Origin of the sequence: Bradyrhizobium algeriense (assembly GCF_003062295.1) — a bacterium.
GTDB lineage: Bacteria > Pseudomonadota > Alphaproteobacteria > Rhizobiales > Xanthobacteraceae > Bradyrhizobium > Bradyrhizobium algeriense.
The window spans coordinates 863,864-884,225 of record NZ_PYCN01000001.1 but is presented as its reverse complement, the minus strand read 5'-3'; the positions used below and the strand labels follow the sequence as shown (position 1 = coordinate 884,225).

Sequence of the window (20,362 nt, the reverse complement as noted above, 5' to 3'; positions counted from 1 at the left end):
CTGTAGGGGTATATAGGCCGCATGCGAAAAGACATCAAGGCTTCCTGTCAAAAGCGCCTCAGCCGGATCGAGGGCCAGGTCCGCGGCCTGTCCAAGATGGTCGAGGAGGATCGCTACTGCATCGACATCGTCACGCAGATATCAGCCGTGCGGGCCGCGCTGCGGCGTGTCGAGGAAGAGGTCTTGCGGGATCATGTGTCGCATTGCGTCGAGCACGCGATCACCAGCGGCAACAAGGCCGATCAGCGGGAAAAGATCGCGGAGCTGATGGCCGTGATCGGCCGTTCAGACAGGTAGCGCATATCCGTAGCCCGGATGGAGCGAAGCGTAATCCGGGGTTTGTGGATCCTCGGAGAGTGTTCCCGGATTGCGCTTCGCTCCATCCGGGCTACGCCCTAATCGTGATGACGGCCGTGCTTGCGCGCCTTCGGTTTCTTGTCGGATGCCGTCGGGATCATCACCACGCGGCCGTAGCGCACGCCGCGCTCGGCGATGATGTGGTCGGCAAAGTGCCGGACCTCGCCGCTCCCTCCCTTCAGCGCCGTCACCTCCATGCAGGAGTCGTCGTCGAGATGGACATGGAGCGTCGCCAGCGACAGATCGTGGCGGCCGTGGAAATTCTGCACCAGCCGCTTCGACAGGTCGCGGGCGGCGTGATCGTAGACATAGACCAGCGCGGCGACGCATTGGCCTGAAGGAGTTGCGTCCTCGGCGCTTTGCTGCAGCCCGGCGCGGGCGAGATCGCGGATGATCTCGGAGCGGTTTTGATAGCCGCGGGCTTCCGCCGCCGCATCGATCACGGCGAGCAGATCGTCTTCAATGGTAATGGTGATCCGTTGCATCCCAAATTTTCCGTCCTCGCGCAGTATGATATTTCTATTGTATCGTCATACTGCGCTTGCTAGCGTGAAGCGCCGGGTAAGTCGAACTGATGCGGTCGCGCGCCGATTGTAGCAGTTATCATGCGGGGCATGAGCGTTGCGTAAAACTGCTTGGGGGGCATTTTCCGCGGCCGCATCGCTGTTGGTCACGGTGTCCCCGGCAGACGCGCAGAACGCCGTGGCGGCGGGGGCCGGCCAGCTTCCCGCTGTGACGGTAAATCCGCCCGAAACGAGACCGCGCAACCGGACCAAACTGTCACGCCCTGAGCAGACCGCGCGAAATCCATCCGCGGTTCAATCGAGCGCGCCCACTCCACCGCAGGTCAGCGGCGGCGTGACGTCAGGCACCGCGAGCGCGGGGCCGGCCTATCTTCAGCCGGCCGCTGCCAGCGCGATGACGGTGACGGGTGCGGAAGTCAACGCGCGACCTTTCTCGCGCGTCGGCGAGGCGCTGGAGGTGGTGCCGGGGCTGATCATCACCCAGCATTCCGGCGAGGGCAAAGCCAACCAGTATTTTCTGCGCGGCTTTAACCTGGACCACGGCACGGATCTCGCCATCAGCGTCGACGGCATGCCGGTCAACATGCCGACCCACGGCCACGGGCAGGGCTATGCCGACATCAATTTCCTGATTCCGGAACTGGTGCGGTCGGTCAATGTCCGCAAAGGACCGTACTTCGCCGACCAGGGCGACTTCGCCTCCGCAGGCGCCGTCGCCATCGACTATGTCAACGGGCTGCCGGAGAACATCGCCGAGCTGACGTTCGGCAGTTTTGGCTATCGCCGCGCGCTGGCGGCGGGTTCGACGGCCGTGGGCGCCGGCACGCTGCTCACCGCCTTCGAGGGTATCGGGTATGATGGTCCGTGGGACGTGCCTGATAATGTGCGCAAGCGGAACGGCGTGCTGCGCTACAGCCAGGGCACCGCCACTGACGGGTTCACGCTGTCGGCGATGGCCTATTCCAACGGCTGGAATTCGACCGATCAGGTGGCGCAACGCGCCATCGACCAGGGCCTGATCGGCCGGCTCGGTACGCTCGATCCGACGGATGGCGGCACGTCGAGCCGCTTCTCGCTGTCGAGCAATTGGGCGCACTCGAGCGAATACGGACAGAGCAAGATCAACGCCTATGCGGTCAACTCTTCGCTGCGGCTCTACAACAACTTCACCTATTTTCTCGACGACCCCGTCAATGGCGATCAGTTCAGCCAGATGGACCGGCGCATGGTCTATGGGCTCAACGCCAGCCACGCCTTCGACCTGCGCGTCGCCGGCATCGAGACGCAGACCCGCGTCGGATTGCAGGCGCGCGGCGACGATATCCGGGTCGGGCTGTTCAAGACATTCCAGCGCGAGACGCTCTCGACCGTGCGCGAGGACAGCGTGCGGGAAGGCAATATCGGCCTGTGGGCCGATACGACGGCGCGCTGGACCGATTGGCTGCGCACAACGGTCGGCATCCGCGAGGACTATTTTGCGGGGAGGGTGCTGAGCGACACGCCGGAAAATTCCGGCAATGCGCAGGCGTCGATGGCGAGCCCCAAGGCCGGACTCGTGCTGGGGCCGTGGTACCGGACCGAATTCTACGGCAATGCCGGTTACGGCCTGCACTCGAACGATATCCGCGGCGCGACGATCACGGTCGATCCGATCGACAAGGTGACGCCGCAGGATCGCGTGCCGCTATTGGTGCGATCGAAGGGCGCCGAGCTTGGCATTCGCACCAAGGCGGTCGAAGGCCTCACCAGTTCGCTCGCGGTGTTCGTGCTGGATTTCGATTCGGAGTTGCTTTTCGTCGGCGATGCCGGCACGACCGAAGCCAGCCGGCCGAGCCGGCGTGTCGGCGTCGAGTGGATCAGCCAGTATCAGGTGCTGCCGTGGATGCGGCTTGACCTCGATCTTGCCTATACCCGTGCCCGGTTCACCGATTTCGACCCCGCGGGCAATTTTATCCCGGGCGCGCCGGCATGGGTGGCGAGCGGCGGCGTGACGTTCGGCGGCGAGAGCGGATGGTTCGGCGCATTCCGCGGGCGTTATTTCGGCCAGCGCCCCCTGATCGAGGACGACAGCGTTCGTTCGCAAGCGTCGCTGATCTTCAATGCGCGCGCAGGCTACAAATTCGATAACGGCCTGCGGCTGCAGCTCGACGTGCTCAATCTTTTCAACGCGCGGACCAACCAGATCGAGTATTACTATCTGTCGCGGTTGCCGGGCGAGCCGATCGGCGGCGTCGCGGACCGGCACGTGCATCCGGCCGAGCCGCTGGCGGTGCGGCTGACGCTGGCGGGGAGGTTCTAGGGAATCGTGTAGCCCGGATGGAGCCAACGGGTCGCGCGAACGCGCGCCCCGTTGGCTCCATCCGGGCTACGAATTCTTGCCCCTACGCCACCATCTCGCGCGGCTTCATGCGCCGCTCCGGCGCGCGGACCGGCACGTATTCGACGGCGAGATAATGTTCCGACACGGTGACGCGTTCGATCATCGTCGTTTCGCAGGTCGCTTCTTCAATTGCCATTTCTGCAATTGTCACTTCCTCAGCCGGAAACGGCGCTTCTTGGTCAATCTCTTCAGGAACAAGCGGCGGCGACTTGACCTCTGGAAACACACCGAATTCGCCCGCTACCTCCTGGAGCGGCTTCTGCTTGTCGGCCCAATGCAGGGCCGTGTAGTCGAAGCCGTGCACGATGGTGGGTTTGACGATTTCGAAATAGGGCGAGATGTCGAAATCGCGCGGCATGTAGAGCGAGGAATCGCGGATATGCAGGATCTCGCGCCGGGCCTTTCTTGAGGCGGCACGCGTGATCTTGGGCAGGATCGGGTAGCGCACGGCGTCGAACGCCTGCGCGATCAGCGCCGAGCAGATGATTTTGGTGGGATCGCCGGAGCCGAACGCGATCATGCGGCGGCGCCAGCGCTGCGGCACCGGCAGCGGGATCAAATAACGCATCAGGTCGACGATATTCTTGGTGTCGTAGCCGAAGCCGATCCGGTTTATGGCGTAGCGGCACACCGTGGTGCGGTCCTCATAGGACAGGCCGATCGGGCGGCAGAGCCGGGTGTGATAGGGATAATATTTCGACAGCGGCGCCGAGGTCACGCCTTCGCCGATATTGGCCTCGATCAGGACGTGCGGCTCGCCATCGGGTTCGAACGCGCCGTCGACCGGGCCGACGTAAAGCGCACCGTGCGACCAGGTGGACTGTGTCAGGTATTTGATGATGCCGGAGATGCGGTTGTTGCCTTCGACCAGCAGCACGTCGCCGGGCTCGATGACGCCGCGCAGATGCTCGGGGTCGCTGGGCGTGAACGGCTCATAGCCCGGGACTTCCTTCTGCAGGTAGCCCGCAATCACCTGGCCGATCGTATCGAGCATTACGCCCATGAAACTCCCCCAGAGCGGCTTTTCTCCCGCTTTTTTTGTCTCCTTATCATGGTCGCAAGCCGTTTCAATTTAGTTCATGCGCCAAACGGATCAATCATGATTGATTTACCATGAGTGTTGCTGCGTTACGTGAGATGCGGCACAGTTCGCTAGCTGTTCTCGCTCCTTTCAGGTTCCGGAAACCATGACATGACAATGACCCGCCGCACCTTCCTGTCGGCGTCCGCAGGTCTGGCAGCTATTCCGGTTTTTTGCGGGGGGCGTGCGGGGGCCGCGCCGTTGCCGCGGGAAGCTGACGTTGTAGTGATCGGCGCGGGTGCGGCCGGCATTGCTGCGGCGCGGCGGATCATGGCGGCGAACCGCAAGGTGATCGTGGTGGAGGCGGCGAGCCAGATCGGCGGCCGCTGCCAGACTGATAGTTCGACCTTCGAGGTGCCGTTCGATCGCGGCGCGCGCTGGATGCACAATCCCGAGACCAATCCGATGATCAAGCTGGCGCGTGCAGCCGGCCTCGAGATCACGACCGCGCCCTCGGGCCAGAAGATCCGCATCGGCCGCCGCAACGCCCGCGCCGGCGAGACCGAGCAATTTCTCGCCGCGCTGGTTCGCGCCAACCGCGCGATCGACGACGCCGCGCGGCGGTTCGACGTCTCCTGTGCCTCCGTGCTGCCGAAGGACCTCGGCGACTGGGCCGACACGGTGGAATTTGTGCTGGGCGCCAGTTTCGCGGGCAAGGATTTGAAAGATGTCTCCGTCGGCGACAAAGCCCGCGCACAGGATCGCAATACCGCGATCGGCTGTCGTCAGGGATTGGGCACGCTGATCGCAAAGCTCGGCGAGCAGGTGCCGCTGTCGCTGTCGACACCGGCCAATCGCATTGTCTGGAGCAACCGCGATGTCAGCGTGGAAACGCCGGCGGGAAGAATCACCGCGCGTGCCGCGGTGGTCACTGCGTCGACCAACGTGCTGGCCGCCGGCAACATCAAGTTCGCGCCTGATATCCCGAAGCGCGTGCTCGATGCGGCTTCGAAACTGAGCCTCGGCAGCTACGACCGGATCGCACTGCAGATGGCGGGCAATCCGCTGGGCCTCGCCCGTGACGACGTCGTCATCGAGCAGAACAATTCGACGAAGACAGCGCTGATATCAGCCAATATCGGCGGGTCGTCTCTCTGCACGATCGACGTCGGCGGTTCGTTCGGCCGCGATCTCTCCGCGCAGGGCGAGAAGGCCATGGTGGCGTTCGCGATGGAATGGCTGACGAAACTGTACGGCAGCGAGGCTGCGGCAGCGGTGAGGAAATCGAGCGCGACGCGCTGGAACGCCGCGCCGTTCGCGCTCGGCGCGATGTCGGCGGCCGGGCCCGGCGGGCAGTCGTCGCGAAAGGCTTTGGCCGAACCGTTCGGCTGCATCTATCTGGCCGGCGAGGCCACCCATGAAACGCTGTGGGGTACGATCGACGGCGCCTGGGAAAGCGGCGAGCGCGCTGCGGAAGCGGCGTTGCGGCGGATCGGTGGTGCATTGAGGGATCCCGAGCCGGAAGCGCGGCCGGCGAAGCAGCGGCGGCGCGGGCAGGGATCCTCGATCAACTGATGACACGCCCGAAAGCACTGATCTCCTGGTCGAGCGGCAAGGATTCGGCCTTTGCGCTGCATGAGGTTGCGCGCGGGGGAGAGTTCGAAGTCGTTGGCGCGCTGACCACGGTGACCGAGACGTTCGGCCGGGTATCGATCCACGGCGTGCGGCAGGAGATATTGCAGGCGCAATGCAAGGCCGCAGGCCTGCCGCAGCGAATCGTGCCGATTCCCTATCCCTGTCCGAACGAGATCTATGAGGCGCGGATGGGCGAGGCGATCGCGCAGGCCGTCGCTGACGGCATCACGTACATGATCTTCGGCGATCTGTTTCTGGCGGATATCCGCGCCTACCGCGAACAGAAGCTTGCAGGTACCGGCATCACGCCGGTGTTTCCACTGTGGGAGCGACCTACACTGGGCCTGGCGCAGGCGATGATCGCGAGCGGGCTGGAGGCGCATATCGCCACCGTCGATCTGAAGCAGTTGCCGGCGGCGTTTGCCGGCCGCAAGTTCGATGCGGCGCTGCTGGCCGATTTGCCCGAAGGCGTCGACGCTTGCGGCGAGAACGGCGAGTTTCACACCTGCGTGGTGGCGGGGCCGATGTTTTCGGGGCGGCTTGCGGTCACGACAGGCGAACGCGTCGAGCGTGATGGCTATGCGTATTGCGATCTGGTGATGGATACAGTGCCGTAGGATGGGTAGAGCGAAGCGAAACCCATCATGCCTCCACGCTAGGGATTGATGGGTTTCGCTTCGCTCTACCCATCCTACGCAGCTCGCTCGTCAGCGCAGCACGCCATCCAGCGCCGGCAGGCCGAAGATCACTGCGGCCGCAATCAGCGCGTAGCAAATCGCGCGGAATACGGCTTCGCTGGCCTTGCCGAACAGCGAGGCGCCGAACCAGACGCCGACGGCATAGACCGGGCCGACGACCAGCGAGAACTTGATCGCATCGATCGTGATCAGTCCGGCCGCGGCGTAGCTGACGGCGGAAAAGAAATCCGACGCGCCGAAGAACAGAAAAATATTGGCGCGGGCAATGACGGACGGGATGGGGCGGCCGAGCCAGTAGCCGACGATCGGTGGACCGCCGGTCTGGGCGAGCCCGCTGCAAAAGCCGGATAGCCCGCCGATGCCGACCGAGACCGCCGCGTGGTCCTTGCCGCGGTAGCGCCAGCCCGACAGCAACAGCAACAGCAGTGCGAAGACGAAGCCGGAAATGATCCAGCGCGTCGTCACGGGTTCGAGCCGGCTGAGGAAATAGGTGCCGATGGGGACGCCGATCAGCGCGCCTGTCACCATGATGGCGGTCGCCTTGCGATCGGCCTTTTGCCACGCGCCCGGCAGCAGCGGCGCGGCGGCGACGAAATCGATGATCAGGAGCAGCGCGGCCACGAGCCGCGGGTCGGCGATCGAGCTCGCCAGCGGCATGAAGATCAGCGCGGCGCCGAAGCCGGAAAAACCGCGCGCCGTCCCCGAGACGAAGGCGACCGCGCAGATCGCGATTGCCGCGTTGAGGCTGACGTCAGCCGGAATGAGCGCCGCAGGGTTCATGCGGCATCATGCCCGTAACGTGCCGCCGGTCTTCTTTGTCACCTCGGCCACGATCTTCGCCGCCACTGCGTCGATCTCCTGGTCCGTCAGGGTTTTTTCGCGCGGCTGGATCGTCACGGCAATCGCGATCGACTTCTTGTCGGGATCGATGCCCTTGCCTTCGTAGACGTCGAACACCGTCACATCCGTGATCAGCTTCTTATCCACGCCCTGCGCCGCACGCACGATGTCGCCGGCCTTGACGCCGCGATCGACGATGAAGGCAAAGTCACGCGACACCGGCTGGAACGCGGAGAGTTCGAGCAGCGGCTTGGCGCGGGTCGGCTTCTTCTTGGCGTCGGGAATGCGGTCGAGGATGACTTCGAACGCCACCAGGGGGCCGTCGGCGCCGAGCGCTTCCAGCGTACGCGGATGCAGCTCGCCGAAATAGCCCAGCACATTCTGCGGCCCGATCTGGATGGTGCCGGAGCGGCCGGGATGCAGCCAGCTCGCGCCGCCCGGCACGATCTGCAGCGCCTGCATCGGCGCGCCGGCGGCCGCGAGCACGGCGAACGCATCGGCCTTGGCATCGAGCGCATCTGATATGGCAGAGCCCGACCAATGACGACCCATGCCTTTCGAGGACGCAAAGCCGTGGCGCACGCCTGAGGCCGCAACGAACTGGTTCTCGGGCTTGTCGCCCTTGAAGATCTGGCCGACCTCGAACAGCGCGACGTCCTGATAGCCGCGGTTGGCGTTGGCCTGCGCCGCGGCGACGAGGCCCGGCAGCAGGCTCGGCCGCATGTCGGAGAGGTCGGAGGCGATCGGGTTCGCGAGCGAGAGCTCAGCCTGTCCGCCGCCGAACAATTCGGCGTGCGGTTTGGAAATGAACGACCAGGTCACGGCCTCCACCATGCCGCGCACCGCCAGCGTGCGCTTGGCGCGGCGGGTGCGGTTCTGGATCGTGGTCAGCACCGGCTTGCGGGCGTCGTCGCTGCGCTCGAACGGCGTCATCGGCACCTTGTCGACGCCGACGATGCGCACGATCTCCTCGACGATGTCGGCCTTGCCGTGCACATCGGTGCGCCATGAGGGGACAGCGACCTTCACCACCGGGCCGCTGCCGGCGACCATGAAGCCGAGATGGCCGAGAATGCGCCGCATCTCGACCAGCGACACTTCGATTCCCGCCAGACGTTTGACCTCGCTCAGCGGGAAGTCGATGATACGGTCCTCGCCGAAGGCGTTACCGATGACCACGTTCTCCGATGGCGTGCCGCCGCAGAGCTCCATGACGAGTTTGGTCGCAAGCTCGAGCCCCGGCACCATGAAGGCCGGATCGACGCCGCGCTCGAACCGATATCGCGCATCCGAATTGATGCCGAGCTTGCGGCCGGTCTGCGCGATGTTGATCTCGTTCCACAGCGCCGATTCGATCAGCACGTCGGTGGTGTTCTCGTCGCAGCCGGACGTCTCGCCGCCCATGATGCCGGCCAGCGATTCGACGCCGTGCTCGTCCGCGATCACGCAGATCGAGGGATCGAGCGCGTAGGTGCGGCCGTCGAGCGCCAGCAGGCTTTCGCTGTCTTTGGCGCGGCGCACGGTGAGATTGCCGTTCACCTTCCTGGCGTCGAACACGTGGAGCGGCCGGGCGCGGTCGTAGGTCATGAAATTGGTGATGTCGACCAGTGCATTGATCGGGCGCAGCCCGATCGAGGTCAGCCGCTTCTGCAGCCACTCGGGGGAGGGGCCGTTCTTGACGCCGCGCACCAGCCGCAGCGCAAAGCCCGGACACAGCGTAGCGTCTTCCACCGCAACCTTCACCAGACAGGGGAATTCACCCTTGACCGGCTTGATACCGGGCTCGATGAGCTTGCCCATGTCGGCGGCGGAGAGATCGCGCGCGATGCCGTGCACGCCGGTGCAGTCCTGGCGGTTCGGCGTCAGATTGATTTCGAGCACGGGATCGCCGAGGCCGGCCCATTCGGCATAGCCCTTGCCGACGGGCGCATCCGCCGGCAGCTCCATGATGCCGTCATGGTCCTCGGAAATCTCAAGCTCAGCCGCCGAGCACAGCATGCCGCGGCTTTCGACGCCTCTGATGGTGCCGACGCCGAGCGTGATGTTCTTGCCGGGGATGAAGGTGCCGGGCGGCGAAAACACGCTGACGAGCCCGGCGCGCGCATTCGGTGCTCCGCATACCACCTGCACCGGTGCGCCGCCGTCGCCGGTATCGACCATGCACACGCGCAGGCGATCCGCATTCGGATGCTGCTCGGCGGAAATCACCCGCGCAATCGAAAACGGCGCCAGCGCCTTCGCCTTGTCCTCGATGTTCTCGACCTCGAGCCCGATCATGGTGAGCTTGTCGGCCAGCTTTTCCAGCGGCTCGTCGGTGTCGAGATGTTCCTTCAGCCAGGAGAGCGTGAATTTCATGGTGTTTGCTTCTCTTGTCCGCTCTCCCGCGCGCGGGGCAGGGTCAGGGTGGGGGCGCTCTCCGCAACGGCAGTCTCGGCGGCGTTCACGTGCTCAATCCCCCCGCCAACGTCGGGACGTCGAGCGGCTTGAAGCCGTAGTGATTGAGCCAGCGGACGTCGCTGTCGAACAATTGCCTGAGATCGGCGATGCCGTATTTCAGCATCGCGATGCGGTCGAGGCCCATGCCCCAGGCGAAGCCCTGATAGACGTCGGGATCGATGTTGCAGGCGCGCAGCACGTTCGGGTGCACCATGCCGCAGCCGAGAATCTCGAGCCAGTCCTCGCCTTCGCCGAAGCGGATCTCGCCCTTGTCACGCCGGCACTGGATGTCGACCTCGAGGGAGGGCTCGGTGAACGGGAAGAACGACGGGCGGAACCGCATGTTGATGTGGTCGACCTCGAAGAACGCCTTGCAGAACTCGTGCAGGATCCATTTGAGGTGGCCGAGATGCGAGCCCTTGTCGATGACGAGGCCCTCGACCTGATGGAACTGCGGCGTATGCGTCGCATCCGAATCGATGCGATAGGTGCGGCCCGGGCAGACCACCCGGATCGGCGGCTGCTGGCTCAACATCGTGCGCACCTGCACCGGCGACGTATGCGTGCGCAACAGCATGCGCGAGCCATCCTCCTTCGGGTTGAAGAAGAAGGTGTCGTGCATCTCCCGTGCCGGATGGCCCTCGGGGAAATTCAGTTTTGTGAAGTTGTAATCGTCGGTCTCGATATCGGGACCTTCGGCAATCGCAAATCCCATGTCGGCGAAGATCGTGTTGACCTCCTCGAACACCTGGCTCAGCGGATGGATGCGGCCGGATTCCGCGGGCGCCTCGCGCAGCGGCAGAGTGACGTCGATGGTTTCCGAAGCAAGCCGGGCATCGAGCGCCGCCGATTTCAGGATGTCGCGGCGCGCGGAAAGCGCCTGGGTCACCTTGTCCTTGGCGAGATTGATGGCGGCGCCGTGCGTCTTCCGTTCGTCCGGCGACATCTTGCCGAGCGTGGCGAGCAATGCCGAGATCGAGCCCTTCTTGCCCAGCGCTGCCACGCGCACGGCTTCAAGGGCTGCTTCATCGCCGGCAGCGGCGATCTGGCCGAGGATTTCGGATTCGAGTTGAACTAGGTCGGTCATGGCGATCCTTTTGACTAGGATGCTAAAGCCGATGCTCCTAGCCCGTCATGCCCGGGCTTGTCCCGGGCATCCACGTCTTACAGCGTTCGCGAGAAGGAAGGCGTGGATGGCCGGGACGGGCCCGGCCATGACGCTCTCAAGAACTTTCAGAAGGGTCGAGTGGCGACGGCTTACGCCGCCAGCGCGGCCTTGGCCTTCTCGGCGATCGCCTGGAACGCCGCCGGCTCGGTGATGGCGAGATCCGACAGCACCTTGCGGTCGACCGTGATGCCCGACTTCGACAGACCGTTGATAAAGACGCTGTAGGTCATGCCGAACGGGCGCACGGCGGCATTGATGCGCTGGATCCAGAGCGCGCGGAACGTGCGCTTCTTGCGCTTGCGGTCGCGGAAGGCGTATTGCCCGGCCTTCTCGACCGCAGCCTTGGCGGCGCGAATGGTGTTCTTGCGGCGGCCGCGGAAACCCTTGGCGGCCTTGTAGACTTTCTTGTGCCTGGCGTGAGAGGTCACACCGCGTTTGACGCGAGACATGACTGCTATCCTTGAATTTTTAAATCGGTGATGGATCGCCGCGCGGACGCGGCCGGCTTTAGCGGAATGCGAGCGCGATCAGGCGTTCGGCAAGAAGTACTTCTTGACGTTGTCGCCGTCGGTCTTGAACAGCACGCGGGTGCCGCGGAGCTGACGAATCTGCTTCTTGGTCCGCTTGATCATGCCGTGGCGCTTGCCGCGCTGGGCGTGCATCACTTTGCCGGTGGCAGTCACCTTGAAGCGCTTTTTAGCGCCTGACTTGGTCTTCAGCTTGGGCATTTGGCTCTCCTATCGGCCACAGAAAAATGCGCCCGAGAGGCGCTTTTGCGGCTTAAAATGCTCGTTAGAGCGTTGAAAGTGCTCAGGTTTTTTCGAAAACGAACCAACCCGCACGGACATCGACACGGCAGCCCTTGATCAGCCGGGCGATGAAGGTCGGGCTTATGGCAGAGGAAGCGCCAATTGGCAATGATGAACCGCTGACGCGGGTGCTGCTACCTATCCGCGATGTCGTTAACATCTGAGCCCGGAACAGGAAGAAAATGACCCGTTTTCAGCAACCGATTGCCCGTTTTTCCGCTCTTCCCGGCCGGCGTACCCTGCGCTGGCTCCCGATCCTTGCCGTATTCGCCGCGATGGCCGTGCCGCCTTCGGCCGACGCTGCGACCCGCCGCAGGGCCGGGGTCTATGACGGTATATGGAACGTGGTCTTCGCCACCACGCGGGGCAATTGCAGTTCGGGTTACAGCGTTCCCTTCACTGTCCGCGGCTCTCGCGTTTCATCGGCAGGCGGCGGCAGGGTCTCGGGATCGGTCAATCGGGCCGGTGCGGTTGCGGTCAGGGTTTCGGTCGGCGCATCCCGCGCCAGCGGCGGCGGTCGGCTTGTGGGCAGCTACGGCGCGGGCTCGTGGCGCGGCATCATCACCGGTGACTACTGTAGCGGTACTTGGCAGGCTACGCGGAGCTGACTTTTCAAAAAAGGAAACGGCCCGTCAGATATCTGACGGGCCGCCTCACATCTAACACCGATTCAAATCAGCGCGGCGCCAGCACCATCACGACCTGGCGTCCCTCGAACCTCGCGTCCTGCTCGACCTTGGCGAACTCGGCGACATCGGCCTTGACCTTGTCCAAGAGCTTGGTGCCGATTTCCTGGTGCGCCATTTCGCGGCCACGGTAGCGCAAGGTGATCTTGACCTTGTCGCCTTCCTCGAAGAACCGCTGCATCGCGCGCATCTTCACGTCGTAATCGTGATCGTCGATCATCGGCCGCAGCTTGATCTCCTTGATCTCGACGATCTTCTGCTTCTTGCGGGCCTCGGCAGCTTTCTTCTGTGCCGAATACTTGAACTTCCCGTAGTCCATAATTTTGCAAACGGGAGGATTGTTGTTCGGCGAAATCTCGACGAGATCCATGCCTGCCTCGAGGGCCATCTTGATGGCGACCACGGTCTCGACTGTTCCGTGGTTGAGGCCGGTCTGATCGATCAGCTGGATCTGCGCGTTGCGGATATCATCATTGGTGCGCGGCCCGTCTTTGGTTGCAGCGGGCGGGGCTCTGTTGGGACGGCGAATGGGTAACTCTCCAAAGTTGTGAAAGGAAGGGCCGTAGTTTGAAGCAATACGCTGATAACAGCAAGCGAACTCACGCTCTGCGCCCGAAAACCGTCAAATGCGAGGCATTTCGGTCACGTGCGGCAAATATAGCGCGGCGGGCCGATCCGCAAGCGCCGGGCGGTCGTCTTGACCGATGAAGCGCGCTCACGGACAAAGCAGCCGGGCGAGAGTGACAGATCCATGACCAATTCAGCACCAATCGACCAGGAACCGACCTTTATCGAGGTAGGGGAGGGCAGTGGCCTCCGCCGGATCGCCGTGCGCGCCCGTGACGGCGGCGGGCCCGGGCTGTTCTGGCTGGGCGGCTTCAATTCCGATATGCGGGGCACCAAGGCGCTGGCGCTGGACGCCTGGGCCGCGGAACATGGCCGCGCCTGTATCAGGTTCGATTATTCCGGCCATGGCGAATCGGGCGGCGCTTTCATCGACGGTACCATCGGCCGCTGGCTGGAAGAGGCCATCGCCGTGTTCGAGCAGTTCTGCCGGGGGCCGCAGGTCGTGATCGGCTCGTCGATGGGCGGCTGGATGGCGCTGCTGTTGGCGCGCGCCATCGCCCAACGCGAGGCGAAGCAGGCGACGCTCGCCGGGTTGATACTGATTGCGCCGGCGCCTGATTTCACCGAGCAATTGATGTGGAACGCTTTCTCCGACGAGGTTCGCGTGGAGATCAGCACCAAGGGCGTGTGGATGCGGCCATCGGAGTATGGCGACGGCGCGCCCTATCCGATCACGCGCGCGCTGATCGAGGAGGGCCGCAACCATCTGTTGCTCGGCAGCGCCATCGAGGTCGGATGCCCGGTGCGCATCCTGCAGGGCGCGCAGGATCCCGACGTGCCCTGGCAGCACGCCTTCGCGCTGGCGCACCGGCTGCCGGCGGAGGACGTGGTACTGACCGTGATCCAGGACGGCGATCACCGCCTGTCGCGCCCGCAGGACATTGCACGGATCATGGCGGCGGTGGCGGAGATGGGGTGATCTTTTTTCCTTCTCCCCTTGTGGGAGAAGGTGGCGCGCAGCGCCGGATGAGGGGTCTGTCTCCGTAGAGAGATATCTATCCGCGGAGAGAACCCCTCGCCCGTCTGCGATGCTGCGCATCGCATCCACCCTCTCCCACAAGGGGAGAGGGAAGAAAAACGGGAGACAACGCCATGAACGCATCCACCATGCTCCGCGCCTTCTGCGACGCCGTCGAGCAGCGCAACGGCAAGGCGTTTGCGGAACTGTTCACCGAAGACGGCGTCTATCACGACGTGTTTTACGGCGCGTTCGAAGGCCGCGCGAAAATCGCAGGGATGATCGACGACTGGTTCTATCGCACGGCCACCGATTTCCGCTGGGACATGCACGACCCCATCAGCGACGGACATACGCTGTATGCGCGCTACACCTTCAGCTACCGCTCGACGCTGCCGGAAGCGGAAGGGGCGCGGGCAATGTTCGAGGGCGTGGCCATCATGCGGCTGCGTGACGGCAAGATCACAGAGTACCATGAGGTCGCCAACACCGCGCCGGCCTTCGTCGATATCAAGTTTGCGCCGGAGCGGATCGCCAAGATTGTTGCGAAACAGGGTGCGGCGCTAAAGGCGCGGCCGGAGATGAAGCGGCATTTGGTGTGAGTTAGGCGCGCTCTCTCGGCGGTCATTCCGGGGCGATGCGAAGCATCGAACTATGGTGCGCAATTGCGCACCTGAGAATCTCGAGGTTCTGGGTTCATCGCTCCGCGATGCCCCGGAACGACGGGCTCTTCTCACGGCGGCGGCACGTTGGTCGTCGGCTTGCGCTGCGCGAGCGCCGCGACCGTGGACGTCCCGATCGGGCCCTGCTCGTCATAGAGCCAGCATTCGCCGATCGCGATGCCGTCGGTGGCGTGGTGGTTGACGACCTCGAAGCCGACCCATGGCGTGACCGGCAAGCGATGCAGATAGAGCGTGACGTCGCTGTTGATGTAGCCGAGCCCCTGGTCGCCGGCATTGGCGAACGGGCTAGCGAAATCCGCACCTGTCGCGACATGCACGAAGGGCGACATCGGCACGCCCTCGACGAGTTCGCGCACCTCGCCCATCCACAGCCGCCGCGGCCCGAGCGCACCCATGTGGCCTACGATCGGCCGCGTGGTCCATTTGCCGTTCATGCCGAGCCTGGGATCGGTGGGCTTTGGAATGTCCGACGGCTTCGGCGCATCCCAGTTCGGCGGCGACCAGACATTGCCCGGCGCGTTTTCCGTCTTGCGCAACAACTGGCAGGAGGCGCGCGCCATGCGGGTGCCGCCACTGATGAACTCGGCTTCCACCACCTTGATGCGCATGCCGTCGCGGATAAGCCTGGTCGTGACCTCGATCGGCGTCGTGATGTTGGGAAGGCGGAACATGTCGACGGTGAGCCGCGCCGGCACGAAATCGTCGGAGCCGTGGCGCTGCTCGATCACATGGGCGAGCAGGCCGACAACGACACGGCCGTGCAGGGAATTGGGGTCCCAGGCTCCGTTCGCAACCGGCGTGGGCATGAAGCTATCGTTGACGCGATCGTGGGTGAAGAAAGGCTGATTTTTTGTCATGGCGAGCGACCATGGCGGATTTGGATGCGCCTGTCATCGTGCGCAATTGCGCACCGGGGCGGACGATCCATTACGCCGTGACATATCGGGTTAGCCGAGATGCCCGGGAGTACTGGATGCGCCGCCTTCGCGGGGCATGACGACGGAGGTTTGCCGCCACTCCGCGCGGACATCTTCATCCGTCTCGACGCCGACCGCGTTCGCCGCCAGCGCGTCAAACCTCTCCCGCTCCATCAGCTGCGACAGCGCCCACACCGCCGCGCCGCGAACCAGCGGGCTTGCATCATCCAGCAGGCGTTCGGCCGCCGGCGCCAGCGATGCATCACCCGCGTTGCCGATCGCGATCAGCACGTTGCGGACAAAACGGTCGCGGCCGATGCGCTTGACCGGCGACTTGGTAAACAGCGCGCGGAAGGCGACGTCGTCGAGCCGCGCCAGCTCCGCCAGCGACGGCGCACGCAACTCCGCCCGCGCGGCCAGTTTCGCCTCCCGGCCTTGCTGCGCGAACTTGTTCCACGGGCACACGGCGAGGCAATCATCGCAGCCATAGATGCGGTTGCCGATGCTCTTGCGAAACTCGCGCGGGATCGGGCCCTTGTTCTCGATCGTCAGGTACGAAATGCAGCGCCGCGCATCGAGCTTGTAGGGCGCAGGGAACGCCGCGGTCGGGCAGATCTCCTGGCAAGCATTGCAGGAACCGCAATGATCGCCGTCCGCCGCGTCGCGCGGCAGGTCGGATGCGGAAAAGATCGCGCCGAGAAACAGCCACGAGCCGAACTCGCGCGAGACCAGGTTGGTGTGCTTGCCTTGCCAGCCGAGCCCCGCCGCCTGCGCCAGCGGTTTTTCCATCACCGCTGCGGTATCGATGAATACTTTCACGTCATCGCCTGACGCGGCGACCAGCCATCGCGCCAGCATCTTCAGCCGCTTCTTGATGACGTCGTGATAGTCGTCGCCCTGCGCATAGGCGGAGATTGCGCCGCGCGTACGTTGTTCGAGAAGCGCGAGCGGATTCTCATCGGGTCCATAATTGACGCCGAGCATGATGATCGAGCGCACGCCGGGCCACAGCACGCACGGATCCATCCGCCGTTCGGGTTGCGCGGCGAGCCAGTGCATGTCGCCATGCGCGCCGGCATCGAGGAATTCGCGAAAATATTTGCCGGCAGTGCCGATCGCGTCGGGATCGGTGACGCCGATGCAGTCGAAGCCGAGCGTCTCCGCCTCGCGCTTGAGCGCGGCCTTCAGATCGGCGGCGGAGAGTTTAGCGCCCTTGTTCAGAAGTCGAGGTCCACGTAGGTCCGCGAGGCCGGCACGCCCGCCAGCCATTCGCTGAGCAGCGGGCGGAACGACGGGCGGGATTTCACCCGCGCGTACCACGCCTTTGCCGCCTCGTCCTCGTGCCATGGCACATCGCCCAGATAATCGATCGCCGAAAGATGCGCCGCGGCGGCGAGATCCGCGTAGGTCAGCCGGTCGCCGGCGAGGAAGTTCCGCGTCTGCGCCAGCCAGCCGATATAGGCCAGATGATAGCGCACATTGACCTTGGCTGCGCGGATTACGTCTGTCGCCGGCGCGCCGCCGCCATTCTCCTCGCTCATGAAACGCTTGTAGATGCGCTCGGTCACCAGCGGGTTCGACGCCTCCTCGAAGAATTTTTCGTTGAACCACGCCATCAGTCGGCGCACCTCGACACGCTCGGCCATCGAGGCCGGCAACAGTCGCCGTTCGCCCGCCTCCAGGCCGTGCGTCTCGTCGAGATATTCGGCGATGATCCCGGCGCCCGGAATCGGCGGAAATCCGTCAGCCATCAAGACAGGCGTGGTGCCCGCAGGATTGAGCACGAGAAACCCTTCGCGCCGCTCCCAGGCCCGTTCTTCCACAAGGCGCAGGTCGAGGCCGTGTTCGCCCAGCACCAGGCGAATGAAGCGCGAATGCGGACAGAACGGATGATGATAGAGCGTGTACATGAAATCCTTGGGGCAAAATCGCGCCTATACCGGAACCCTCAAACCGCGTCATGCGAATCGCGACACTAGCCAAGCAGGCGTATCAGGCAACCTATGTTTGGCGTTTTTTTGCGATTGCGGCATCGGATCGAATAGGCGAGAAGGGCGCGGCTTTTCCTGTCAAAATGGACCACATCATGATGTCGGAAGCAGTCAAGGCGGTGATTCTCGGCATCATCGAGGGTATCACGGAATTTCTCCCGGTTTCCTCCACGGGCCATATGCTGCTGGCGCAACGCTACTTCGGTCTTGGCGAGGGCGCGTTCTGGCAGAGCTTTGTGATCCTGATTCAGCTCGGCGCGATTCTCGCCATCGTCATGCTGTATTTCGCCCAATTATGGCGCGTCGCGCTCGGCATGTTCACCAATCCCGACGACCGGCGTTTCGTGATTGGCGTGCTGTTGGCGTTTCTGCCTGCGGTGATCATTGGGCTGATTTTCGGCAAGTACATCAAGGAATTTCTTTTCGATCCGTTTGTGGTGTGTTTCACGCTGATCGCCGGCGGCGCGGTTCTCTTGTGGGTCGATCAACTCGACCTCAAGCCGCGAGAGGACGATGCCACGCGGTACCCGCTGATGATGTATCTGTGGATCGGCATTGCGCAGTGTGTGGCGATGATTCCGGGTGTGTCGCGCTCCGGCGCCAGCATCGTGGCGGCGATGCTGCTCGGCGCCGACAAGCGATCGGCGGCGGAGTTCTCGTTCTTTCTCGCGATCCCGACCATGATCGGTGCGTTCGCCTATGATTTCTACAAGAACCGCGGCGAGATGACGGTCGACCATATTGGCGTCATCGCGATCGGATTCGTGGTGTCGTTCATCACCGCGGCGATCGTGGTGAAGACGTTCCTCACCTACGTCACGCGCCATGGCTTCACATTCTTTGCGTGGTGGCGCGTCATCCTCGGCACGCTCGGCCTGATCGCGCTGGCGCTGGGGAAGTAGGGTTCCAAAAATTGTTGGATTCATCCAACACCGAGCTCGCAATGGTGGGCACGGCGCAAGCGCGCCTTCGCGCCACCCCTACGAACCCCTACACGCTCATGCGCTGGAACTGCCCGGCGGCGCGGAAACGCCAGAGGTATTGCGGGGCGATCGCCTGCATCGACTCCGGCGCGATGCCGAGGCCTGCCAGCGTGAGGCCCGCGGACTTCGCCGCGTCCGATACCACATTGTCGGACTGCAGCATCATCACCTGGTCCGGCGTCAGCTTCAGCATGCCCGGCGCGAACTGCAGGAACATCGCCTGCATCTTCGCCAAACCCCACGGCAGCGAAATCAGCATGCGCTTGCGCCCGGTGATCGCGAGGATGACTTCCATGATCTCGCGCATCGTCAGCACTTCCGGCCCGCCGAGCTCGTAGGTCGCCCCAGATGCGGTCTTGCCGTCGACGGCATTGGCCACCGCGGTCGCGACGTCGCCGACATAGACCGGCTGCATCCGGGTCACGCCGCCGCCGATCAGCGGCAGGAAGGGCGATATCCGGGCCAGCGCCGCAAAGCGGTTGGTAAACTGATCCTCGGGGCCGAACACCACCGAGGGCCGCAGGATCGTGGCGGAGGGGACGGCGGCCAGCACGGCCTTTTCGCCCAATGCCTTGGAGCGGCCGTAGCCCGAGGGCGAGTTCTCGTCGGCGCCGATCGCGGACACGTGCACCATCCGGGCGCCTGCGGCAGCGGCGGCCTTGGCGACCGTTTCAGCGCCCTTGGCCTGTACGGCGTCAAAGGTCTGCGCGCCGCTCTCGGCCAGGGTGCCGACCAGGTTGATTGCGACTTGCGAATCGCGCATCGCCGCCTCGACGGATGCCGGATAGCGCAGATTGGCCTGCACGGCATGGATCTGGCCGACCCGGCCGAGCGGCTGCAGGTGCCCGGCCAGTTCCGGCCGACGCACCGCCACCCTGATCCGGTATTCGCGCTTGGCCAGCGCCCGGACCACGTTTCGCCCCAGAAACCCCGATCCGCCAAAAACCGTGACGAGCGTTTCCAGGTTCGATGCCATGGTCATTTCCTGCGGGTCGAATTCAAGAGATATCGGTTGGATTTAGCGGATTCGCGATACGCCAACACGCGGCCGCTGTACAGCGTATTTGGGCGGCATCGAAGCGATTTGACAAGCGCGTGACCGTTCCTTACTAACCCGCCCGGGCCCAGGTGGCGGAATTGGTAGACGCGCTGGCTTCAGGTGCCAGTGGCTTCACGGCCGTGAAGGTTCGAGTCCTTTCCTGGGCACCATTGCCCTTGCCCATGATTCGCGAAAATGCGGGCGGTTTGATCCGCCGGCGGCGGCAACTAGTCGCCGCGTCGCTGCTGCGTGGACGAAGCCCAGATCGCTTCTGCCTCATCAAGGAGCTGTCGATTTTCAGGATCTATGGAATCGCCGAGCATCGAGCGAACGCCCTTCAGATACGTGCAGATCGCCTCTCGCTGCTGTTCAGAGAATCCTGTCCGGAAATCCGCCCACCACATTCCAGCGGTTCGACGCTTCCTGCCGGCCGGAAAAAGACATTCGAGCGCCCAGTCCAGGTATCTGATTTCCTGGAGGGCACCAATTAACAGCGGATTCCGCCTTGCGAATTTGCGGGTCAATGCTGGTCACGACGATGCTCACTCCGGTTAGGCGCTGAAACCGATCAAACCAATCCTGATCACCATCACGCGCGCAACGTAAGAAT

Annotated in this window: 21 protein-coding genes and 1 tRNA gene; 9 read left to right on the top strand and 13 right to left on the bottom strand. The window is 63.9% G+C overall.

The genetic code is table 11. From position 1 onward, the window contains the following. Positions 1-21 precede the first annotated feature (21 nt). Positions 22-297: a metal-sensitive transcriptional regulator gene (locus tag C7G61_RS04145; protein ID WP_108512737.1), complete on the top strand. Its 276-nt coding sequence runs from the start codon at positions 22-24 to the stop codon at positions 295-297. 98 nt (positions 298-395) lie between these two features. Here the strand turns inward: C7G61_RS04145 and nikR are convergent, their stop codons facing one another. Continuing rightward, positions 396-842, bottom strand: coding sequence for a nickel-responsive transcriptional regulator NikR (gene nikR, locus C7G61_RS04140; RefSeq protein ID WP_108512736.1), 447 nt, complete (start codon positions 840-842; stop codon positions 396-398). Between the two features lie 136 nt (positions 843-978). Between nikR and C7G61_RS04135 the strand changes: the two genes are divergently transcribed. Continuing rightward, positions 979-3,180, top strand: a complete 2,202-nt coding sequence (locus C7G61_RS04135) for a TonB-dependent receptor (RefSeq protein WP_244608116.1) — start codon at positions 979-981, stop codon at positions 3,178-3,180. An 82-nt stretch (positions 3,181-3,262) separates the two neighbouring features. On the opposite strand, the gene C7G61_RS04130 is transcribed toward C7G61_RS04135, so the two are convergent. Further along, a complete protein-coding gene (locus C7G61_RS04130) occupies positions 3,263-4,264 on the bottom strand; it encodes a C40 family peptidase (protein ID WP_108512735.1) in 1,002 nt (333 codons plus the stop codon). Between the two features lie 189 nt (positions 4,265-4,453). Here C7G61_RS04130 and C7G61_RS04125 point away from each other — a divergent pair, with 189 nt between their 5' ends. Together C7G61_RS04125 and C7G61_RS04120 are read left to right on the top strand one after the other, a co-directional pair. Then, positions 4,454-5,857, top strand: coding sequence for a flavin monoamine oxidase family protein (locus tag C7G61_RS04125; protein ID WP_108512734.1), 1,404 nt, complete (start codon positions 4,454-4,456; stop codon positions 5,855-5,857). Continuing rightward, a complete protein-coding gene (locus tag C7G61_RS04120) occupies positions 5,857-6,534 on the top strand; it encodes a Dph6-related ATP pyrophosphatase (RefSeq protein ID WP_108512733.1) in 678 nt (225 codons plus the stop codon). The genes C7G61_RS04125 and C7G61_RS04120 overlap by 1 nt, the downstream gene beginning before the upstream one ends. Before the next feature lie 90 nt (positions 6,535-6,624). Here C7G61_RS04120 and C7G61_RS04115 read toward each other — a convergent pair whose 3' ends face one another. The 5 genes from C7G61_RS04115 to rpmI all read right to left on the bottom strand — a co-directional run bounded on the left by C7G61_RS04115 (position 6,625) and on the right by rpmI (position 11,787). After that, the gene (locus C7G61_RS04115; RefSeq protein ID WP_108512732.1) at positions 6,625-7,395 is read right to left on the bottom strand and encodes a sulfite exporter TauE/SafE family protein; all 771 of its coding nucleotides are present in this window, start codon (positions 7,393-7,395) and stop codon (positions 6,625-6,627) included. A gap of 6 nt (positions 7,396-7,401) precedes the next feature. After that, the gene (gene pheT, locus C7G61_RS04110; RefSeq protein ID WP_108512731.1) at positions 7,402-9,810 is read right to left on the bottom strand and encodes a phenylalanine--tRNA ligase subunit beta; all 2,409 of its coding nucleotides are present in this window, start codon (positions 9,808-9,810) and stop codon (positions 7,402-7,404) included. A gap of 85 nt (positions 9,811-9,895) precedes the next feature. Further along, positions 9,896-10,978 (bottom strand): phenylalanine--tRNA ligase subunit alpha, encoded by a 1,083-nt coding sequence (gene pheS / locus C7G61_RS04105; RefSeq protein WP_108512730.1) that lies wholly within the window; start codon positions 10,976-10,978, stop codon positions 9,896-9,898. Between the two features lie 170 nt (positions 10,979-11,148). Then, the gene (gene rplT, locus C7G61_RS04100) at positions 11,149-11,508 is read right to left on the bottom strand and encodes a 50S ribosomal protein L20 (protein ID WP_108512729.1); all 360 of its coding nucleotides are present in this window, start codon (positions 11,506-11,508) and stop codon (positions 11,149-11,151) included. A 78-nt stretch (positions 11,509-11,586) separates the two neighbouring features. Next, positions 11,587-11,787, bottom strand: coding sequence for a 50S ribosomal protein L35 (gene rpmI, locus C7G61_RS04095; protein WP_008539890.1), 201 nt, complete (start codon positions 11,785-11,787; stop codon positions 11,587-11,589). 263 nt (positions 11,788-12,050) lie between these two features. Between rpmI and C7G61_RS04090 the strand changes: the two genes are divergently transcribed. Further along, the gene (locus C7G61_RS04090; RefSeq protein ID WP_108512728.1) at positions 12,051-12,476 is read left to right on the top strand and encodes a hypothetical protein; all 426 of its coding nucleotides are present in this window, start codon (positions 12,051-12,053) and stop codon (positions 12,474-12,476) included. Positions 12,477-12,543: 67 nt separating this feature from the next. Here C7G61_RS04090 and infC read toward each other — a convergent pair whose 3' ends face one another. Then, positions 12,544-13,083, bottom strand: coding sequence for a translation initiation factor IF-3 (gene infC / locus C7G61_RS04085; protein WP_057849055.1), 540 nt, complete (start codon positions 13,081-13,083; stop codon positions 12,544-12,546). A gap of 222 nt (positions 13,084-13,305) precedes the next feature. On the opposite strand from infC, the gene C7G61_RS04080 reads away from it, so the two are divergent. Then, positions 13,306-14,100 carry an alpha/beta hydrolase gene (locus C7G61_RS04080; protein ID WP_108512727.1) on the top strand — a complete coding sequence of 265 codons (795 nt, stop codon included), beginning with the start codon at positions 13,306-13,308 and terminating at the stop codon, positions 14,098-14,100. A 173-nt stretch (positions 14,101-14,273) separates the two neighbouring features. Continuing rightward, a complete protein-coding gene (locus C7G61_RS04075) occupies positions 14,274-14,741 on the top strand; it encodes a nuclear transport factor 2 family protein (protein WP_108512726.1) in 468 nt (155 codons plus the stop codon). A gap of 131 nt (positions 14,742-14,872) precedes the next feature. Here the strand turns inward: C7G61_RS04075 and C7G61_RS04070 are convergent, their stop codons facing one another. From C7G61_RS04070 to C7G61_RS04060, 3 genes are all read right to left on the bottom strand, one after another. After that, complete coding sequence (locus tag C7G61_RS04070) at positions 14,873-15,679, bottom strand: acyl-CoA thioesterase domain-containing protein (protein WP_108512725.1); 807 nt, start codon at positions 15,677-15,679, stop codon at positions 14,873-14,875. A gap of 90 nt (positions 15,680-15,769) precedes the next feature. Then, positions 15,770-17,008 (bottom strand): tRNA epoxyqueuosine(34) reductase QueG, encoded by a 1,239-nt coding sequence (queG, locus tag C7G61_RS04065; protein WP_108512724.1) that lies wholly within the window; start codon positions 17,006-17,008, stop codon positions 15,770-15,772. Next, positions 16,957-17,649: a glutathione S-transferase family protein gene (locus C7G61_RS04060; protein ID WP_108512723.1), complete on the bottom strand. Its 693-nt coding sequence runs from the start codon at positions 17,647-17,649 to the stop codon at positions 16,957-16,959. Before C7G61_RS04060 ends, queG begins: the two co-directional genes overlap by 52 nt. A gap of 176 nt (positions 17,650-17,825) precedes the next feature. On the opposite strand from C7G61_RS04060, the gene C7G61_RS04055 reads away from it, so the two are divergent. After that, the gene (locus C7G61_RS04055; RefSeq protein WP_190241646.1) at positions 17,826-18,632 is read left to right on the top strand and encodes an undecaprenyl-diphosphate phosphatase; all 807 of its coding nucleotides are present in this window, start codon (positions 17,826-17,828) and stop codon (positions 18,630-18,632) included. A gap of 88 nt (positions 18,633-18,720) precedes the next feature. Here C7G61_RS04055 and C7G61_RS04050 read toward each other — a convergent pair whose 3' ends face one another. After that, positions 18,721-19,689, bottom strand: a complete 969-nt coding sequence (locus C7G61_RS04050; RefSeq protein WP_108512722.1) for a complex I NDUFA9 subunit family protein — start codon at positions 19,687-19,689, stop codon at positions 18,721-18,723. Between the two features lie 146 nt (positions 19,690-19,835). Between C7G61_RS04050 and C7G61_RS04045 the strand changes: the two genes are divergently transcribed. Then, positions 19,836-19,922: transfer RNA gene (locus C7G61_RS04045), tRNA-Leu, on the top strand. Positions 19,923-19,979: 57 nt separating this feature from the next. Here the strand turns inward: C7G61_RS04045 and C7G61_RS43780 are convergent. Further along, entirely contained in the window at positions 19,980-20,276 is a 297-nt protein-coding gene (locus tag C7G61_RS43780; protein ID WP_145963549.1) for a hypothetical protein, read from the bottom strand. Positions 20,277-20,362: the final 86 nt, after the last annotated feature.

Bases quoted from the DNA above. Each gene is read 5' to 3' on its own strand.
- queG (WP_108512724.1), bottom strand. From the start codon at position 17,008: ATGGCTGGCGGGCGTGCCGGCCTCGCGGACCTACGTGGACCTCGACTT.
- C7G61_RS04120 (WP_108512733.1), top strand. From the start codon at position 5,857: ATGACACGCCCGAAAGCACTGATCTCCTGGTCGAGCGGCAAGGATTCG.
- rplT (WP_108512729.1), bottom strand. From the start codon at position 11,508: ATGTCTCGCGTCAAACGCGGTGTGACCTCTCACGCCAGGCACAAGAAA.
- C7G61_RS04115 (WP_108512732.1), bottom strand. From the start codon at position 7,395: ATGAACCCTGCGGCGCTCATTCCGGCTGACGTCAGCCTCAACGCGGCA.
- pheS (WP_108512730.1), bottom strand. From the start codon at position 10,978: ATGACCGACCTAGTTCAACTCGAATCCGAAATCCTCGGCCAGATCGCC.
- C7G61_RS04125 (WP_108512734.1), top strand. From the start codon at position 4,454: ATGACAATGACCCGCCGCACCTTCCTGTCGGCGTCCGCAGGTCTGGCA.
- pheT (WP_108512731.1), bottom strand. From the start codon at position 9,810: ATGAAATTCACGCTCTCCTGGCTGAAGGAACATCTCGACACCGACGAG.
- C7G61_RS04060 (WP_108512723.1), bottom strand. From the start codon at position 17,649: ATGTACACGCTCTATCATCATCCGTTCTGTCCGCATTCGCGCTTCATT.
- C7G61_RS04145 (WP_108512737.1), top strand. From the start codon at position 22: ATGCGAAAAGACATCAAGGCTTCCTGTCAAAAGCGCCTCAGCCGGATC.
- nikR (WP_108512736.1), bottom strand. From the start codon at position 842: ATGCAACGGATCACCATTACCATTGAAGACGATCTGCTCGCCGTGATC.
- C7G61_RS04055 (WP_190241646.1), top strand. From the start codon at position 17,826: ATGATGTCGGAAGCAGTCAAGGCGGTGATTCTCGGCATCATCGAGGGT.
- C7G61_RS04050 (WP_108512722.1), bottom strand. From the start codon at position 19,689: ATGGCATCGAACCTGGAAACGCTCGTCACGGTTTTTGGCGGATCGGGG.
- C7G61_RS04130 (WP_108512735.1), bottom strand. From the start codon at position 4,264: ATGGGCGTAATGCTCGATACGATCGGCCAGGTGATTGCGGGCTACCTG.
- C7G61_RS04090 (WP_108512728.1), top strand. From the start codon at position 12,051: ATGACCCGTTTTCAGCAACCGATTGCCCGTTTTTCCGCTCTTCCCGGC.
- C7G61_RS04075 (WP_108512726.1), top strand. From the start codon at position 14,274: ATGAACGCATCCACCATGCTCCGCGCCTTCTGCGACGCCGTCGAGCAG.
- rpmI (WP_008539890.1), bottom strand. From the start codon at position 11,787: ATGCCCAAGCTGAAGACCAAGTCAGGCGCTAAAAAGCGCTTCAAGGTG.
- C7G61_RS04070 (WP_108512725.1), bottom strand. From the start codon at position 15,679: ATGACAAAAAATCAGCCTTTCTTCACCCACGATCGCGTCAACGATAGC.
- C7G61_RS04080 (WP_108512727.1), top strand. From the start codon at position 13,306: ATGACCAATTCAGCACCAATCGACCAGGAACCGACCTTTATCGAGGTA.